This window comes from Kluyvera sp. CHPC 1.251 (assembly GCF_036759945.1).
Lineage (GTDB): Bacteria > Pseudomonadota > Gammaproteobacteria > Enterobacterales > Enterobacteriaceae > Kluyvera > Kluyvera sichuanensis.
Genome location: NZ_JAPKIC010000004.1, coordinates 237,273 through 254,601, shown reverse-complemented (window position 1 = coordinate 254,601; position 17,329 = coordinate 237,273). Strand labels below are relative to the sequence as shown.

The following is a 17,329-nucleotide window of genomic DNA, read 5'->3' as shown; positions in this document are numbered from 1 at the left end:
CTCCTGCCCCTCCATCGTGGGGGGCATTCTCGCCTGAGTATTTCCTGACTTTCTGTTGCAATTTTGATCTTGTCTGGTGAAATTCACTTTTCATATGCTCATTATGAAAGCAATGGCTTTTATAGGGGTAATCGACATGGAACAGCTACGTGCAGAACTCAGCCACCTGTTGGGCGAACCGCTCAGCCGCGTGGAATGTATCAACGAGCAGACGGATACCGCGCTGTGGTCGCTTTATGATGCCGAAGGGAATCCCATGCCGCTGGTGGCGCGGAGCTTTTCATCGCCGGGTGTGGCGCGTCAGCTGGCGTGGAAAATATCCATGCTGGCGCGCAGCGGTACCGTACGCATGCCGGTGGTGTATGGGGTTATGACTCATGAAGAGCATCCCGGGCCGGATGTGCTACTGCTTGAGCGTCTGCGCGGCGTGCCGGTGGAGGCGCCAACACGCAACCCGCAGCGGTGGGATGCGCTGAAAGATCAAATCGTTGAAGCGCTGCTGGCATGGCATCGGGTCGACAGTTCGGGCAGCGTGGGCTTTGTCGACGGCACGCAGGAAAACAGCTGGCCGCACTGGTATCGCCAGCGCATTGAGGTGCTGTGGGGGACGCTCAATCTCTATCAGAACACCGGCCTGACCATGCAGGATAAGCGGCTGCTGTTCCGTACTCGCGAGTGTCTGGACACGCTGTTTGACGGTTTTAGCGATAACTGCGTGCTGGTGCATGGGCATCTGACCCTGCGCAGCATGCTGAAAGATTCACGTAGCGACCAGCTGCTGGCGATGGTGGGGCCGGGGGCGATTCTCTGGGCGCCACGGGAGTATGAACTGTTCCGTCTGCACGAAAGCGGGCAAGCGGAACAGCTGCTCTGGCACTATCTCCAGCGCGCGCCGGTGGCGGAAGCGTTTCTCTGGCGGCGCTGGCTCTACCTGTTATGGGATGAAGTCGACAAGCTGGTCAATACTGGCAAATTCAACCGCGCCAACTTTGATCTTGCTGCAACGTCACTGCGCCCCTGGCTCGCCTGAATCTCCTTTCAGCCACTGCCAGATTCTCCCCAGCGTTTCATATCCGACCCGGTCGCTGTGCATTAGCCAGACCGGGGAGGGGATCGCGCGTTCCCACGGGTTGAGCGGTGACGTAATGGCTAGCTGGTTGGCCGGAGCGGGCAGCGGATGCAATCCGGCGTGCTGGAAGAAGATCATGGCGCGCGGCAGATGCGAGGCGGAGGTGACCAGCAGGAACGGCGCATCGCCGATCGCGGCCTTCACGGCGCTCGCTTCTTCTTCGGTATCTTTCGGCGTATCCAGCACGATAATCTCGCTGCGTGGTACGCCCAGACTTTCAGCCACTCGAGCTCCCGCCTCTGCGGTACTCACCGTGTTGGTTTTGGCCCGTGCGCCGGTAAAGACTATTTTCGAGCCTGGATTGGCCTGCCACAGGCGCATGCCTTCCGCCAGTCGCGGCAGGCTGTTATTTATCAGGTTCGAGCTTGGCGCCCATTCCGGGTTCCAGGTGTATCCACCGCCGAGCACAACCACATACTGCACCGGTTGTTCGCCGCGCCAGGTGGGATACTTATCCTCAATCGGTTTGAGTAGCCCATCGGCTACAGGTTGCAGGCTGAGCAGCAGTAGGGCTAACCATCCCTGGGTAATACCGGCTTTACCCAATTTTTGAAAGCGGGTGAACCAGACCAGGATTATTCCCAAACCTATCAACAATAGAAGCAGAGGCAGTGGCAGCATCATGCCGCCGATATACTTTTTCAGCGTAAAAAGCATCCGGTACCGTACCTTTTTTAACCATCCGACCGTATGAATGCAGCGATATTACACCAGATAGCTTCATTATCGCCGTGGGTGTGACAAAATAGCCCCTTTGCCACTGGCGATGTGAGGATGTCCTGTGAAGGATCGCAATTTCGATGACATTGCGGATAAGTTTTCCCGCAATATATACGGCACCACGAAGGGACAGCTGCGCCAGGCTATTCTGTGGCAAGATCTTGACGCCCTGCTGGCGAAAATGGGGCCGCAGCCGCTGCGTATCCTGGATGCCGGCGGTGGTGAAGGCCAGACAGCCATCAAAATGGCGGAGCGCGGGCACCATGTAACGCTGTGCGACCTTTCCGCTGAAATGATCGATCGAGCAACTCAGGCCGCCAGCGAGAAAGGTGTGAGCCACAACATGCATTTCGTACAATGCGCGGTCCAGGACGTGGCGGAGCATTTGGAAAGCCCGGTTGATCTGATATTGTTTCACGCTGTGCTGGAGTGGGTGGCCGAACCGCAGGACGTGCTCAAAACGTTGTGGTCGGTGCTTCGTCCGGGCGGCACATTATCATTAATGTTCTACAATGCAAACGGCCTGTTGATGCGTAACATGGTGGTCGGCAACTTCGATTATGTGGCGTTAGGCATGCCGAAAAAGAAAAGACGCACGCTGTCGCCGAACTACCCGCGTGACCCGCAGCTGGTCTATGGCTGGCTGGAAGAGATGGGCTGGCAAATTAACGGGAAAACCGGCGTGCGGGTGTTTCATGATTACCTGCGCGATAAGCAGATGCAAAAGAACAGCTTTGACATTTTGCTGGAGCTTGAAACGCGCTATTGCCGCCAGGAACCGTATATTAGCCTGGGGCGCTATATTCATGTCACCGCGCTGAAGCCGCAGACAGAAACAAGGAAAAACGATGAGTGAATTTTCCCAGACAGTCCCCGAACTGGTTGCTTGGGCCAGGAAAAATGATTTCGCCATTTCGCTACCTGTCGATAGGCTCTCATTTTTGCTGGCTATTGCAACGCTGAACGGTGAGCGACTGGAAGGTGAAATGACGGAAGGCGAGCTGGTGGATGCGTTCCGTCACGTCAGTGATGCGTTTGAGCAAACCAGTGAAACCATCGGCACTCGCGCCAATAACGCGATTAACGACCTGGTTCGCCAACGTCTGCTGAACCGCTTTACCAGCGAAATCACGGAAGGGAACGCCATCTATCGTCTGACCCCGCTGGGGATTGGCATTACCGACTACTATATTCGCCAGCGTGAATTTTCTACCCTGCGCCTCTCCATGCAGCTGTCGATTGTCGCCAGCGAATTGAAGCGCGCAGCGGATTCTGCTGACGAGGGTGGTGATGAATTCCACTGGCACCGTAACGTCTACGCGCCGCTGAAGTATTCGGTGGCGGAGATTTTTGACAGTATCGATCTGACGCAGCGCATCATGGATGAACAGCAGCAGTCGGTGAAAGATGACATCGCGCAGTTGCTGAATAAAGACTGGCGCGCGGCAATCTCCAGCTGTGAACTGCTGCTCTCTGAAACGTCCGGCACCCTGCGCGAACTGCAGGATACGCTGGATGCGGCGGGCGATAAGCTGCAGGCTAATCTGCTGCGCATTCAGGATGCGACGCTGAGCCATAACGATCTGCACTTTGTCGACCGGCTGGTATTCGATCTACAAAGCAAACTTGACCGCATCGTGAGCTGGGGCCAACAGGCGATTGACCTGTGGATTGGCTATGACCGCCACGTGCATAAATTTATCCGTACCGCTATCGATATGGATAAAAACCGCGTCTTTGCCCAGCGTCTGCGCCAGTCGGTGCAGTCTTATTTCGACGCGCCGTGGGCGCTCACCTACGCCAGCGCCGACCGTCTGCTGGACATGCGTGATGAAGAGATGACGTTGCGCGATGAAGAGGTCACCGGGGAACTTCCGCCGGATTTAGAGTACGAAGAATTTAACGAAATTCGCGAACAGCTCGCCGCGCTAATTGAAGAACAGTTGGCTATTTATCGAACCAAACAGCTGCCGCTGGACCTCGGTCTGGTGGTGAAAGAGTACCTGGTGCAGTACCCGCGCGCGCGTCACTTCGACGTGGCGAGGATCGTGGTAGACCAGGCGGTACGTTTGGGCGTGGCGCAAGCCGATTTCACCGGACTGCCGGCTAAATGGCAGTCGATTAATGATTACGGAGCCAAGGTACAGGCGCATGTCATCGACAAATATTGAACAAGTGATGCCGGTTAAACTGGCACAGGCCCTGGCCAACCCCCTTTTCCCTGCGCTGGATAGCGCGCTGCGCGGTGGTCGTCATATCGGTCTGGATGAACTGGACAACCACGCCTTTTTGATGGATTTCCAGGAGTATCTGGAAGAGTTTTATGCTCGTTATAACGTGGAGCTTATCCGCGCGCCGGAAGGGTTCTTCTACCTGCGTCCGCGTTCCACCACGTTGATTCCGCGCTCGGTTTTATCCGAACTGGACATGATGGTCGGCAAAATCCTTTGCTACCTCTACCTCAGCCCGGAGCGTCTGGCTAACGAAGGCATCTTCACCCAGCAGGAACTGTATGACGAACTGCTGGCATTGGCCGACGAAGCCAAACTGCTGAAGCTGGTCAACAACCGCTCCACGGGTTCTGACCTCGACCGTCAGAAACTGCAGGAGAAGGTGCGTTCCTCGCTCAACCGCCTGCGCCGTCTTGGGATGGTGTGGTTTATGGGTCACGACAGCAGCAAATTCCGCATTACCGAATCGGTGTTCCGCTTCGGTGCTGACGTTCGCTCCGGCGATGACGCGCGGGAAGCGCAGCTGCGCATGATCCGCGATGGCGAAGCGATGGCTATCGAAAACCATCTGCAGCTCAATGACGAGAACGACGACAATCAGCAGGATAGCGGGGAGGAAGAGTAATGATCGATCGCGGTAAATTTCGTTCGCTAACGCTGATTAACTGGAACGGGTTCTTTGCCCGTACCTTCGACTTAGATGAACTGGTGACCACGCTCTCGGGCGGTAACGGTGCCGGCAAATCCACCACCATGGCAGCCTTCGTCACGGCGTTGATCCCAGATTTAACCCTGCTGCACTTCCGTAACACCACGGAAGCCGGGGCCACCAGTGGTTCTCGCGATAAAGGCCTGCACGGTAAGCTGAAAGCCGGGGTCTGCTACTCGGTACTGGATGTGATGAACTCGCGTCACCAGCGCGTGGTCGTTGGCGTACGTCTGCAGCAGGTTGCCGGGCGCGACCGTAAGGTCGATATCAAGCCGTTTGCTATTCAGGGTCTGCCGACCTCCATCCAGCCGACGCAGCTGCTGACCGAAACGATGAACGAACGTCAGGCGCGCGTGCTGAGCCTGCAGGAGCTGAAAGACAAGCTCGATACCATCGAAGGCGTGCAGTTCAAGCAGTTCAACTCGATTACCGACTACCATGCGCTGATGTTCGATCTGGGCATCGTCGCTCGCCGTCTGCGCTCTGCGTCCGACCGTAGTAAATTCTACCGCCTGATTGAAGCATCGCTGTACGGCGGTATCTCCAGCGCCATTACCCGCTCGCTGCGTGACTACCTGCTGCCGGAAAACAGCGGCGTGCGTAAAGCGTTCCAGGACATGGAAGCGGCGCTGCGTGAAAACCGCATGACGCTGGAAGCCATTCGCGTCACCCAATCTGACCGCGACCTGTTTAAGCACCTGATTTCTGAAGCGACCGACTACGTTGCCGCGGACTATATGCGTCATGCCAACGAACGTCGTGTACACCTTGATAAGGCGCTGGAATATCGCCGCGAACTGTTCACCTCCCGCTCTCAGTTGGCGGCCGAGCAGTATAAGCACGTCGATATGGCCCGTGAGTTACAGGAGCACAACGGGGCAGAAGGGGATCTGGAAGCCGATCATCAGGCCGCCAGCGACCATCTGAACCTGGTGCAGACCGCACTGCGCCAGCAGGAAAAAATTGAGCGCTATGAAGCGGACTTAGATGAGCTGCAAATTCGTCTGGAAGAACAGAACGAAGTAGTCGCCGAAGCCGCCGAGCAGCAGGAAGAGAACGAAGCGCGCGCCGAAGCCGCCGAGCTGGAAGTGGATGAGCTGAAAAGCCAGCTCGCTGACTACCAGCAGGCGCTGGACGTACAGCAGACGCGCGCTATTCAGTACACTCAGGCGCTGCAGGCGCTGGAGCGTGCGAAAGCGCTCTGTCATCTGCCGGATTTAACGCCAGAAAGTGCGGATGAATGGCTGGAAACCTTCCAGGCTAAAGAGCAGGAAGCAACCGAAAAACTGCTGACGCTCGAACAGAAAATGAGCGTTTCACAGACCGCGCACAGCCAGTTTGAACAGGCATTCCAGATTGTTGAAGCCATTAACGGGCCGCTGGCACGTAATGAAGCCTGGGACGTGGCGCGTGAGCTGCTGCGCGACGGCGTTAACCAGCGTCATCTGGCAGAGCAGGCGCAGCCGCTGCGCAGCCGCCTGAACGAGCTGGAACAGCGTCTGCGCGAGCAGCAGGAAGCTGAACGTCTGCTGGCTGACTTCTGCAAACGTCAGGGCAAACAGTACGGCATCGACGAACTCGAAAAGCTGCATCACGAGCTGGAAGCACGTATTGCTGCGCTGAGCGACTGCGTAACCGATGCGCGCGAACAGCGTATGGCGCTGCGCCAGGAACAGGAACAGCTGCAATCGCGCATCTCTGCGTTGATGCACCGCGCGCCGGTTTGGCTGGCAGCGCAAAACAGCTTAAACCAGCTGTGTGAACAGAGTGGCGAGCAGTTTGAGTCCAGCCAGGATGTGACCGAATACCTGCAACAACTGCTGGAACGTGAACGCGAAGCCATCGTGGAACGTGACGAAGTTGGCGCGCGCAAACGTGCGGTGGATGACGAAATTGAGCGTCTTAGCCAGCCTGGCGGTTCCGAAGACCCGCGCCTGAATGCGCTGGCGGAACGTTTTGGCGGCGTGCTGCTGTCCGAGATTTATGATGACGTCAGCCTCGATGATGCGCCGTACTTCTCCGCGCTGTACGGGCCGTCTCGCCACGCTATCGTAGTGCCGGATCTGTCGCAGATCGCTGAGTATCTGGAAGGGCTGGAGGATTGCCCGGAAGATCTCTATCTGATTGAAGGGGATCCGCAGTCCTTCGATGACAGCGTATTCAACGTCGATGAGCTGGAAAAAGCGGTGGTGGTAAAAACCTCCGACCGCCAGTGGCGTTACTCCCGCTTCCCATCGCTACCGCTGTTTGGTCGTGCTGCGCGCGAAAGCCGCATTGAGAGCCTGCACGCCGAGCGTGAAGGGCTGTCCGAACGTTTTGCGACCCTGTCGTTCGACGTACAGAAAACCCAGCGTCTGCATCAGGCGTTCAGTCGCTTTATCGGCAGCCATCTGTCGGTAGCGTTTGAGGACGATCCAGAAGCGGAAATCCGCAAACTGAACACCCGTCGCAATGAACTGGAACGTGCGCTCAGCAGCCATGAAAGCGACAATCAGCAGCAGCAGGCGCAGTACGAACAGGCGAAAGAGGGCGTGGCCCAGCTTAACCGCCTGCTGCCACGTCTGAGCCTGTTGGCTGACGAGACGCTGGCCGACCGCGTGGAAGAAATCCAGGAGCGTCTGGACGAAGCTCAGGAAGCCGCGCGCTTCATCCAACAGCACGGCAACCAGCTGGCCAAACTGGAGCCGATCGTTGCTGTTCTGCAGAACGACCCGGAGCAGTTTGAACAGCTGAAAGAAGATTATGCCTGGTCGCAGCAGGTGCAGCGTGAAGCACGTCAGCAGGCGTTTGCCTTGACGGAAGTGGTGCAGCGTCGTGCGCACTTTGGTTATTCCGATTCGGCGGAGATGCTCTCCGGCAATAGCGATCTGAACGAAAAACTGCGCGAACGTCTGGCACAGGCGGAAAGCGAGCGTAGCCGCGCCCGTGAAGCGCTACGTACCCACGCTGCCCAGGTGAGTCAGTACAGCCAGGTGCTGGCATCGCTGAAAAGCTCCTATGACACCAAAAAAGAGCTGCTCAACGATCTCTATAAAGAGCTGAAAGATATTGGCGTGCGTGCCGATGCGGGTGCCGAAGAGCGCGCGCGTATTCGTCGCGATGAACTGCACGCGCAGTTGAGCAACAACCGTGCGCGCCGCAATCAGCTGGAAAAAGCGTTGACCTTCTGCGAAGCGGAAATGGATAACCTGACTCGTAAGCTGCGCAAGCTGGAACGCGATTATCTCGAAATGCGCGAACAGGTGGTGAGCGCGAAAGCGGGCTGGTGTGCGGTGATGCGTCTGGTGAAAGACAACAACGTTGAACGTCGTCTGCACCGCCGCGAGCTGGCCTACCTCTCCGCCGACGATCTGCGTTCCATGTCGGATAAGGCGCTGGGTGCGCTGCGCCTGGCCGTCGCGGATAACGAACACCTGCGCGATGTCCTGCGCATGTCGGAAGACCCGAAACGTCCGGAACGTAAGATCCAGTTCTTCGTTGCCGTTTACCAGCACCTGCGCGAGCGTATTCGCCAGGATATTATCCGCACCGACGACCCGGTTGAGGCCATCGAACAGATGGAAATCGAACTGAGCCGTCTGACGGAAGAGCTGACCAACCGCGAACAGAAACTGGCGATCAGCTCCCGAAGCGTTGCGAACATTATCCGCAAGACCATTCAGCGCGAGCAGAACCGTATTCGCCAGCTGAACCAGGGCCTGCAGAGCGTGTCGTTCGGCCAGGTTAACAGCGTGCGTCTGAACGTCAACGTGCGTGAGACGCACTCGATGCTGCTGGACGTACTTTCTGAACAGCACGAGCAGCATCAGGATCTGTTTAACAGCAATCGCCTGACCTTCTCGGAAGCGTTGGCGAAGCTGTATCAGCGCCTGAATCCGCAAATCGACATGGGTCAGCGTACGCCGCAGACCATCGGTGAAGAGCTGCTCGACTACCGTAGCTATCTGGAGATGGAAGTTGAGGTTAACCGTGGTTCCGACGGCTGGCTGCGTGCGGAATCTGGCGCTCTGTCGACCGGTGAAGCTATCGGTACCGGGATGTCGATTCTGGTGATGGTGGTACAGAGCTGGGAAGATGAAGCGCGTCGTCTGCGTGGTAAAGACCTGTCTCCGTGCCGTCTGCTGTTCCTCGATGAAGCGGCGCGTCTGGATGCCCGCTCTATCGCCACGCTGTTCGAACTCTGCGAACGTCTGGAGATGCAGCTGATTATCGCGGCGCCGGAAAACATTAGCCCAGAGAAGGGCACCACCTACAAACTGGTACGTAAAGTGGTGAATAACCACGAACACGTTCACGTGGTGGGTCTGCGTGGTTTTGCCGCACAGTTGCCCGAAACGCTGCCAGGCACCGCCGACGCATCGTAGTATACCGCCCGGGTGAGCGCAGCGACCCCGGGAAATGGCGTTTAATCCGAAAACAGAACCTAAGGCGACATTTATGTCGCCTTTTTTGTTATCCGTATTTAGCCTATAGCGCGTTATTATCTTTAGACTTCTTTACATTTCACCGGGCAAAATAGTTTTTGTCTTTATATACTGAAAGTGAGCCCACGTTACGGGTCTTCGTATATTTAACAGGGGGCAAGGGATGTTGCTGAAAAAAGAAAATGGTCGTCGGTTGTCAGCGGTAAGTTTGTGTCTGGCAATGACGTTTGCTCCGCTGTTTACCGCTGCTGCGGGCGAGCCAGAACTGGTGCCGTCTGACAGTAGCGCACTGCCAGCAGAACCTTCTCCGGTGCTGCTCCAGCCGGGCGCGCAATCACCCGTGATGGCAAACCTCGTCGGCACTAAGCCATTAGCGGATGGCGCGGCGGCGAAAAGCCGTGCTGAGATCCAGTCGCTGCTGCCTGCCGGCTATCAACCCGTCTATATGAACCCGCTGGTGACGCTCTACGCTGCCCGCGAGATGAAACCGATGTGGGAGAACCGCGAGGCGGTTCGCGCCTTCCAGCAGCAGCTGGCGGAAGTGGCCATCGCCGGTTTCCAGCCGCAGTTTACCCAATGGGTTGAACTGCTCACGAATCCTAACGTCAGCGGCATGGCTCGCGACGTTGTGCTCTCCGATGCGCTGATGGGCTATCTGCACTTTATTAGCGGCATTCCGGTTCAGGGCAACCGCTGGCTATACAGCGATAAACCTTATACCCTGGCGACGCCGCCGCTGTCGGTGCTGAATAAATGGCAGACGGCGCTGGATAACGGCTCACTGGTGTCGTTTATTACCGCATTGGCGCCGAAGCATCCGCAGTATGCGGCAATGCATCAGGCGCTGCTGGCGCTGGTGGGGGATACCCGCCCGTGGCCGAAACTGACCTCCACGGCGGCGCTACGGCCGGGACAGTGGAGTAACGATGTGCCTGCGCTGCGTGAAATTCTGCAGCGTAACGGCGTACTGGATACCAGCCCAGCGATCCCGCTACCGGGGGATAACGTCGGCAAAACGAAAAAAGCCGCGAAGAACGCACCAGCGGCCTACGATCGTCAATTGGTGGATGCAGTTAAGCGTTTCCAGGCGGCGCAGGGCTTAGGGGCTGATGGGGTGATCGGTGCTTCAACGCGCGATTGGCTTAACGTCTCTTCCGCAGAACGTGCAGGCGTGCTGGCGCTGAATATTCAACGACTGCGCCTGCTGCCGGGGAAAGTCTCGACCGGAATTATGGTCAACATTCCGGCGTATTCGCTGGTCTATTACCTCAATGGCAGCGAAGCGCTGGCCTCACGCGTTATCGTGGGGCGTCCGGATCGGAAAACGCCGATGATGAGCAGTGCGCTGAATAACGTGGTGGTTAACCCACCGTGGAACGTACCACCAACGCTGGCGCGCAACGACATTCTGCCAAAGCTGCGTAATGACCCTGGGTATCTGGAGCGCCACAATTATACCGTGCTGCGTGGGTGGAACAGTAAAGAAACCATCGATCCGTGGCGCGTGGATTGGTCAACGATCACACCGTCGAATTTACCGTTCCGTTTCCAGCAGGCGCCGGGCGACCATAACTCATTGGGTCGCTATAAGTTTAATATGCCAAGCTCAGACGCGATTTATCTGCATGATACGCCTAACCATAATCTGTTCCAGAAAGATGCGCGGGCATTAAGTTCGGGATGCGTACGGGTAAATAAAGCCTCTGATTTAGCAAATATGCTGTTACAGGATGCTGGCTGGAATGACACGCGTATATCTGATGCGCTGAAGGAAGGTAATACGCGTTACGTTAATATCCGGCAGAATATTCCGGTTAATCTCTATTATCTGACCGCCTTTGTTGGCGCTGATGGTCAGACACAATATCGAACAGATATTTACAATTACGATGTCACGGCGCGATCCGGCGCACAAATTCTGCCAAAAGCGGAACAATTAATCAGATAAATGAAGTAGTTCAGGTAATGTAGTGGTCGAATAAAAAGCGTAGATACCAGCCCCGAACGCTTGGGGCTGGTGGTTCTGCGCTACAGGCCGCCTTGACGCTGGCTTTGATGCCCGGTAAGGTGCAATACGTGCGCCAGAAGTGCATATATTTCGATCACATTTACTGACTGTAGACCTGATTATCATGGACAAATTTGACGCTAATCGCCGCAAACTGCTGGCGTTAGGTGGGGTTGCGCTTGGCGCTGCCGCCATCTTACCCACGCCTGCACTTGCGACCCTCTCGACCCCTCGTCCACGTATTTTAACGTTGAGTAATCTACATACGGGCGAGTTGCTAAAAGCCGAGTTTTTTGACGGCCGAGGCTATATTCAGGATGAATTAGCAAAACTAAACCATTTTTTCCGTGACTATCGCGCGAATAAAATAAAGAGCATCGATCCTTCTTTGTTTGATCAGCTCTATCGCCTTCAGGGATTATTAGGAACAAATAAGCCTGTGCAATTAATCTCCGGGTATCGTTCCCTCGATACCAATAATGAGCTGCGAGCGCACAGTAGTGGGGTAGCGAAAAAGAGCTACCACACGAAAGGTCAGGCAATGGATTTCCATATTGAAGGTATTTCCTTAAGTAATATACGCAAAGCAGCGTTATCTATGCGCGCAGGTGGTGTAGGATATTACCCACGTAGCAACTTTGTGCATATTGATACCGGTCCGGTTCGGCACTGGTAACTCTACGCCCGACAGTTCAGATGCGCTGATGTATCTGAACGGTGCTGAGTATAAACAGGAGCAGCATGAATTATCGTATTATTCCGGTCACTGCGTTCGCGCAGAACTGTTCGTTGATCTGGTGTGAGCAAACTAAACTGGCGGCGCTGGTCGATCCAGGTGGTGATGCTGAGACCATTAAACAGAAGGTTACCGAGGCTGGCGTGACGTTGCAGCAAATTTTGCTGACCCATGGTCATCTTGATCATGTGGGTGCGGCGGCGGAACTGGCACAGCACTACGGTGTGCCGGTGATTGGGCCGGAAAAAGAAGACGAGTTCTGGTTGCAGGGCCTGCCGGCGCAAAGCCGGATGTTTGGTCTGGATGACTGCCAGCCGCTGACGCCAGATCGCTGGCTAAATGAAGGCGACACCGTCAGCGTGGGCAACGTGAAGCTGCAGGTACTGCACTGCCCAGGGCATACGCCAGGTCATGTGGTCTTCTTTGATAATGATGCGCGGTTGCTGATTTCCGGCGACGTGCTGTTTAAAGGTGGCGTAGGGCGCAGTGACTTCCCGCGCGGTGACCACGCGCAGCTGATTGACGCTATCAAGCGCAAGCTGCTGCCGCTGGGTGATGACGTGAAGTTTATTGCCGGGCATGGGCCGATGTCGACGATTGGTTATGAACGTCAGCATAACCCGTTCCTGCAGGATGAACTTCCCGTCTGGTAAGAAAACAAAAAGGCCGCTGATGCGGCCTTTTTTTATGTCCACCCGGAGTCGGCGCTACGCACCTCATCCGGACTACTCGAATATTACAGTACGGCGACGATAGCTTCGCACAGCGGCGCCATGTTGTCTGGGGTCATCCCGGCAACGTTAATGCGACCGGAGGCCACGGCATAAACGCCGAACTCTTCGCGCAGACGCAGAACCTGTTCTTTGGTCAGGCCGCTGAAGGAGAACATACCGTTCTGTTTGGTGATAAAGCTGAAGTCACGGTTAGCCCCTTTTTCCTGCAGCGTATTCACAAACAGCAGACGCATGCGCTGGATGCGCTGGCGCATATCGGTCAGCTCTTGTTCCCAGATAGCACGCAGAGCGTCGTTGCTAAGGATAGTCGCTACGACGGATGCACCGTGTGCCGGTGGGTTAGAGTAGTTGGCGCGGATAACGGCCTTCATCTGGCTGAAGGCGCGGTCGGCGGTATCGGCGTCGGCGGTTACCAGCGTACAGGCACCCACACGCTCGTTGTAGAGGCCAAAGTTTTTGGAGAAGGAGCTCGCCACAATCAACTCTTTGTGCAGTGCAGCAAAGGCACGCAGGCCTTCCGCATCTTCTTCCAGACCGCGAGCAAAGCCCTGGTACGCGAAGTCAAACAGCGGCAGCCAGCCTTTCTCAACGGAAAGCTGTGCCAGCTGTTGCCACTGCTCAAGCGTAGGGTCAATGCCGGTTGGGTTATGGCAGCAGCCGTGGAACAGCACCACATCACCCGCCTGAGCGTCGTTCAGGCTAGCCAACAGCGCGTCGAAGTCCAGCGCGTGCTTTTCAGCGCTGTAGTAGTTGTATTCACGTACTTCGAGGCCCGCAGCACCAAAGACGCTTTTGTGGTTCGGCCAGCTTGGATTGCTGACCCAAACGCGCTTCACGTCGGTGTTTTTAGCAAGGAAGTCCGCCGCGACGCGCAGCGCGCCGGTGCCGCCAGGCGTTTGCGCGGTGCGAGCACGCTTATCGCTAACGATAGGGCTACCTTTGCCAAACAGCAGTTCCTGCGTGCAGCGACCGAATTCAGGAATACCATCAATGCCGAGATAGTTTTTGGTGGTCTCATTTTCCAGCAGATACTGTTCAGCTTTTTTTACGCTGGTCAGAACCGGGGTCTTGCCGGTTTCATCTTTATATACACCAATCCCGAGATTGATTTTACCCGGGCGGTCGTCGGCGCGAAACAGATCGGCCAGGCCCAGAATTGGGTCGGCAGGGGCGGCTGTAATGTTCTCAAACATGACGAGGTTCCATTTATTAGTTCGGGGGAAATCCGCTATCAGGTTAACGGCAGATTTACAAAATGCCAACCGTTAGAGACTAAAAGCGCGAAGGTTTTCAAAAGTTACGATCTTCATCTTAGGAACGTAAAAAAGCAGGACCGAAGTCCTGCTTTATAGGCATATAACGAGGAGGGTATGCTGATTAGAACTGATAAGTTGCCATCAGTGCCATCATGTCGTCGTTGCCGTTGATGCCGCCAACCACTTGCGTGTAGTTGTCGTTTTTGTTCAACAGGTTGAAGTAGTAGTCTACTGCTACGTTGAAGTTTTTGTTGAAGTAGTAGGTTGCGCCCAACTGGATGAATTTAGCCAGGTCTGCATCGCCACCGGTAAAGGTACCTTTAGCGTTAGCCACTGGAGCCAGGTCTTTACCTTTGGTCTGAACGTAGGAGATTGCTGGACGCAGGCCGAAGTCGAACTGGTACTGAGCAACGATTTCGAAGTTCTGGGTTTTGTTAGCAAAACCAGCGTCACCGTCGATACCGGTACGAGTCATGTTACGGGTTTCAGCATAGGTAGTTGCCAGGTAGACGTTATTTGCGTCGTATTTAGCACCGATACCCCATGCTTCAGCTTTGTCGCCCACGTTGTCTTGCAGTTTCTGGTGACCAGTACGACCAGAGTTGCTGTAAGAACCGATCAGGCCGAAACCTTCGCCGAAATCATAGCCCAGAGAGTAACCAACGCCTTCGCCGTTAGACGTTTTAACGTCGTCACGGTCGTTTTTACCCTGGTACTGGATACCCATGCTCAGGCCATCAACCAGACCGAAGAAATCGCTGTTGCGGTAGGTCAGCAGACCGGTACCACGGCTGGTCATGTAGTTGTCAACGTAGTTGCCGCCCCAGGTCATACCGGAGAAGGATGGCGCCATATCGGTGAAGGATTCTACATCGTAAACGATACCGTAGTTACGGCCGTAGCTGATGCTGCCAGCGTCGCCCGCTTTCAGGCCAGCGAAGGCCAGACGGTTTTTGTTAGAAGCTGCGGTACCTTCAGGGCCGTTAGCCATGAAGCGGTATTCCCACTGACCAAAACCAACCAGTTGGTCGTTGATCTGAGTTTCGCCTTTGAAACCGAGCTGCGCATAGGTGTTGTCGGTGTTTTTAGTGTCGCCGCTGGTGACGAAGTCACGCTCAGCGTTCACTTTACCGTACAGATCCAGCTTGTTGCCGTCTTTGTTATAGATTTCGGCCGCGTTTGCTGCGCCAGCTACCAGCAGGGCAGGGATTACCACTGCCAGGATATTACGCTTCATCATTATTTATTACCCTCATTAGGTTTTTTTTTATAGACACTCGCCACTGCCGCCAATTACCTCCGTCAATAAAAATTTACGGAACTATTGATGATAGTTTGGTGTCTTTATGTGTCTGAGAGGCATCTTTCCATTCCAAACGCGCTTTAGCCACTCTGAAAATGCTACAAACATCAAGAATGCGTAACCAAAAGAAATAATGTGTAACATTGTGTGAATTTTAAGGAACTTTGTGAACTATCTCAAAATTCTGAGATAGCTGCGGGTTAATTGAACGACCACTTATCTATCAATATGAATTTCTTATCTTTTATTTGTATAACGCCTTTTCTTATCGCTAATGCCCAAGAGACAAACTTTTATCTATGACCTTTTTCAGCCATCCGGATAGCCGTGTGTTTGTTCAAAAAATATGCTAAGGCATTAGTGAAATCTGATCCGTAAACATATTGTGGTTGTTTTTTGTACTAAATTATTGCGGAGAAATGTGCTGTAACAAAGGTCGAGGGGGAGGGGGTTGATGTTTAAGTTTGTTAAATTAAAAAAAGATTTCTTTACGCTGACGGCCAAAAAAAGGCCAGCGCTGAGGCTGGCCTTCAAGAAGCGATAAACTTAGAAAGTAGCGTTACGCGGCGTTCTTGGGAACGGGATCACGTCACGGACGTTCTGCACGCCGGTAACGTAAGCGATCAGACGTTCGAAGCCCAGACCAAAACCGGAATGGGGCACGGTGCCATAACGACGCAGATCGCGATACCACCAGTAGTCTTCTTTATTAAGACCCATTTCCGCCATACGCGCATCCAGAACGTCCAGACGCTCTTCACGCTGAGAGCCGCCGATGATTTCACCAATGCCAGGCGCCAGAACGTCCATTGCGGCAACGGTTTTACCATCTTCGTTAAGACGCATATAGAACGCCTTGATCTCTTTCGGGTAGTTTTTCACAACGACCGGCGCTTTAAAGTGCTCTTCGGCCAGATAGCGTTCGTGTTCAGAAGAGAGATCCACGCCCCAGTACACTGGGTTTTCGAACTGCTTGCCGCAGTTTTCCAGAATGGTGACGGCATCGGTGTAATCGACCTGCGCAAAATCAGCGGTCACGAAACGTTCCAGACGATCGATAGCATCTTTATCTACGCGCTCAGCGAAGAACTTCATGTCGTCCGCACGTTCGGTCAGCACGGCATTGAAGACGTACTTCAGCATGGCTTCTGCCAGACGGGCGTTATCTTCCAGATCGGCAAACGCCACTTCTGGTTCCAGCATCCAGAACTCTGCCAGGTGACGGCTGGTGTTGGAGTTTTCAGCGCGGAAGGTCGGGCCGAAGGTGTAGATTTTCGACAGCGCACAGGCATAGGTTTCGCCGTTCAGCTGGCCGGAAACGGTCAGGAAGGCTTCTTTGCCGAAGAAATCTTTGTCGTAATCGACTTTGCCCTGATCGTTGCGCGGCAGGTTTTCCATATCCAGCGTGGAAACGCGGAACATTTCACCTGCGCCTTCGGTATCGGAAGCGGTAATCAGCGGGGTAGAAACCCAGAAGAAACCCTGTTCGTCGAAGAAACGGTGCAGCGCCTGCGCCAGCGTATGACGTACGCGCGCAACCGCACCAATCAGGTTGGTACGTGGACGCATGTGCGCCACTTCACGCAGATATTCGATGCTGTGGCGTTTCGCCGCCATCGGGTAGGTGTCGGGATCTTCAACCCAGCCGGTCACTTCGATGCTGGAAGCCTGAATTTCAAAACTCTGGCCCTGACCCTGAGAGGCGACGATCTTGCCGGTGACAATCACGGAGCAGCCGGTGGTCAGACGCAGCACTTCCTGATTGTAATTGGGCAGAGAATTATTAATAACGGCCTGTACAGGATCAAAGCAGGAACCGTCATAGACGGCAAGGAAGGAAAAGCCAGCTTTTGAATCTCGGCGGGTACGTACCCAGCCGCGCACGGTGACTTCGCTGTCAACGGCTACGCGGCCCTGGAGTACGTCGGCTACAGGCACAACGCTCATAATAGTCTCTCTATTCGTAGTCCAATAAAAAAATCGTTTTCCCCGGAACGGCGGGGGATATCTATGTTACCTGTCATCTTCTATCAGACAAGTAGAATTAGCATGGAGAAGGGGTGTTTTCAGAAATAATTA

At 54.8% G+C, this 17,329-nt stretch carries 12 protein-coding genes; 8 read left to right on the top strand and 4 right to left on the bottom strand.

The annotated features are described in order from the left end of the window. Positions 1-136: 136 nt before the first annotated feature. Positions 137-1,030 (top strand): YcbJ family phosphotransferase, encoded by an 894-nt coding sequence (locus V6940_RS10340; RefSeq protein ID WP_333495784.1) that lies wholly within the window; start codon positions 137-139, stop codon positions 1,028-1,030. Here the strand turns inward: V6940_RS10340 and elyC are convergent. After that, positions 1,007-1,786 (bottom strand): envelope biogenesis factor ElyC, encoded by a 780-nt coding sequence (gene elyC / locus V6940_RS10335; RefSeq protein WP_333495783.1) that lies wholly within the window; start codon positions 1,784-1,786, stop codon positions 1,007-1,009. The two genes, V6940_RS10340 and elyC, sit on opposite strands and share 24 nt — an antisense overlap. A gap of 124 nt (positions 1,787-1,910) precedes the next feature. Here elyC and cmoM point away from each other — a divergent pair, with 124 nt between their 5' ends. The 7 genes from cmoM to V6940_RS10300 all read left to right on the top strand — a co-directional run bounded on the left by cmoM (position 1,911) and on the right by V6940_RS10300 (position 12,610). Next, positions 1,911-2,705: a tRNA uridine 5-oxyacetic acid(34) methyltransferase CmoM gene (gene cmoM, locus V6940_RS10330; protein WP_333495782.1), complete on the top strand. Its 795-nt coding sequence runs from the start codon at positions 1,911-1,913 to the stop codon at positions 2,703-2,705. Continuing rightward, entirely contained in the window at positions 2,698-4,020 is a 1,323-nt protein-coding gene (gene mukF / locus V6940_RS10325) for a chromosome partition protein MukF (RefSeq protein WP_035892424.1), read from the top strand. The genes cmoM and mukF overlap by 8 nt, the downstream gene beginning before the upstream one ends. Next, positions 4,001-4,705, top strand: coding sequence for a chromosome partition protein MukE (mukE, locus tag V6940_RS10320; RefSeq protein ID WP_333495781.1), 705 nt, complete (start codon positions 4,001-4,003; stop codon positions 4,703-4,705). The genes mukF and mukE overlap by 20 nt, the downstream gene beginning before the upstream one ends. Beyond that, positions 4,705-9,153 carry a chromosome partition protein MukB gene (gene mukB, locus V6940_RS10315; RefSeq protein ID WP_333495780.1) on the top strand — a complete coding sequence of 1,483 codons (4,449 nt, stop codon included), beginning with the start codon at positions 4,705-4,707 and terminating at the stop codon, positions 9,151-9,153. Before mukE ends, mukB begins: the two co-directional genes overlap by 1 nt. 223 nt (positions 9,154-9,376) lie before the next feature. Then, positions 9,377-11,161, top strand: coding sequence for a L,D-transpeptidase (gene ldtD / locus V6940_RS10310; RefSeq protein WP_333495779.1), 1,785 nt, complete (start codon positions 9,377-9,379; stop codon positions 11,159-11,161). A gap of 184 nt (positions 11,162-11,345) precedes the next feature. Next, positions 11,346-11,897 (top strand): YcbK family protein, encoded by a 552-nt coding sequence (locus tag V6940_RS10305; RefSeq protein WP_185666553.1) that lies wholly within the window; start codon positions 11,346-11,348, stop codon positions 11,895-11,897. 65 nt (positions 11,898-11,962) lie between these two features. Beyond that, entirely contained in the window at positions 11,963-12,610 is a 648-nt protein-coding gene (locus V6940_RS10300; RefSeq protein WP_333495778.1) for an MBL fold metallo-hydrolase, read from the top strand. Positions 12,611-12,693: 83 nt separating this feature from the next. Here V6940_RS10300 and V6940_RS10295 read toward each other — a convergent pair whose 3' ends face one another. From V6940_RS10295 to asnS, 3 genes are all read right to left on the bottom strand, one after another. Next, positions 12,694-13,884: an amino acid aminotransferase gene (locus V6940_RS10295; protein ID WP_333495777.1), complete on the bottom strand. Its 1,191-nt coding sequence runs from the start codon at positions 13,882-13,884 to the stop codon at positions 12,694-12,696. Between the two features lie 184 nt (positions 13,885-14,068). Continuing rightward, complete coding sequence (locus V6940_RS10290; RefSeq protein WP_333495776.1) at positions 14,069-15,187, bottom strand: porin; 1,119 nt, start codon at positions 15,185-15,187, stop codon at positions 14,069-14,071. Between the two features lie 609 nt (positions 15,188-15,796). After that, complete coding sequence (asnS, locus tag V6940_RS10285; RefSeq protein ID WP_333495775.1) at positions 15,797-17,197, bottom strand: asparagine--tRNA ligase; 1,401 nt, start codon at positions 17,195-17,197, stop codon at positions 15,797-15,799. Positions 17,198-17,329 lie beyond the last annotated feature (132 nt).

Bases quoted from the DNA above. Each gene is read 5' to 3' on its own strand.
- V6940_RS10340 (WP_333495784.1), top strand. From the start codon at position 137: ATGGAACAGCTACGTGCAGAACTCAGCCACCTGTTGGGCGAACCGCTC.
- elyC (WP_333495783.1), bottom strand. From the start codon at position 1,786: ATGCTTTTTACGCTGAAAAAGTATATCGGCGGCATGATGCTGCCACTG.
- mukF (WP_035892424.1), top strand. From the start codon at position 2,698: ATGAGTGAATTTTCCCAGACAGTCCCCGAACTGGTTGCTTGGGCCAGG.
- mukE (WP_333495781.1), top strand. From the start codon at position 4,001: ATGTCATCGACAAATATTGAACAAGTGATGCCGGTTAAACTGGCACAG.
- mukB (WP_333495780.1), top strand. From the start codon at position 4,705: ATGATCGATCGCGGTAAATTTCGTTCGCTAACGCTGATTAACTGGAAC.
- ldtD (WP_333495779.1), top strand. From the start codon at position 9,377: ATGTTGCTGAAAAAAGAAAATGGTCGTCGGTTGTCAGCGGTAAGTTTG.
- V6940_RS10305 (WP_185666553.1), top strand. From the start codon at position 11,346: ATGGACAAATTTGACGCTAATCGCCGCAAACTGCTGGCGTTAGGTGGG.
- V6940_RS10300 (WP_333495778.1), top strand. From the start codon at position 11,963: ATGAATTATCGTATTATTCCGGTCACTGCGTTCGCGCAGAACTGTTCG.
- V6940_RS10295 (WP_333495777.1), bottom strand. From the start codon at position 13,884: ATGTTTGAGAACATTACAGCCGCCCCTGCCGACCCAATTCTGGGCCTG.
- V6940_RS10290 (WP_333495776.1), bottom strand. From the start codon at position 15,187: ATGATGAAGCGTAATATCCTGGCAGTGGTAATCCCTGCCCTGCTGGTA.
- asnS (WP_333495775.1), bottom strand. From the start codon at position 17,197: ATGAGCGTTGTGCCTGTAGCCGACGTACTCCAGGGCCGCGTAGCCGTT.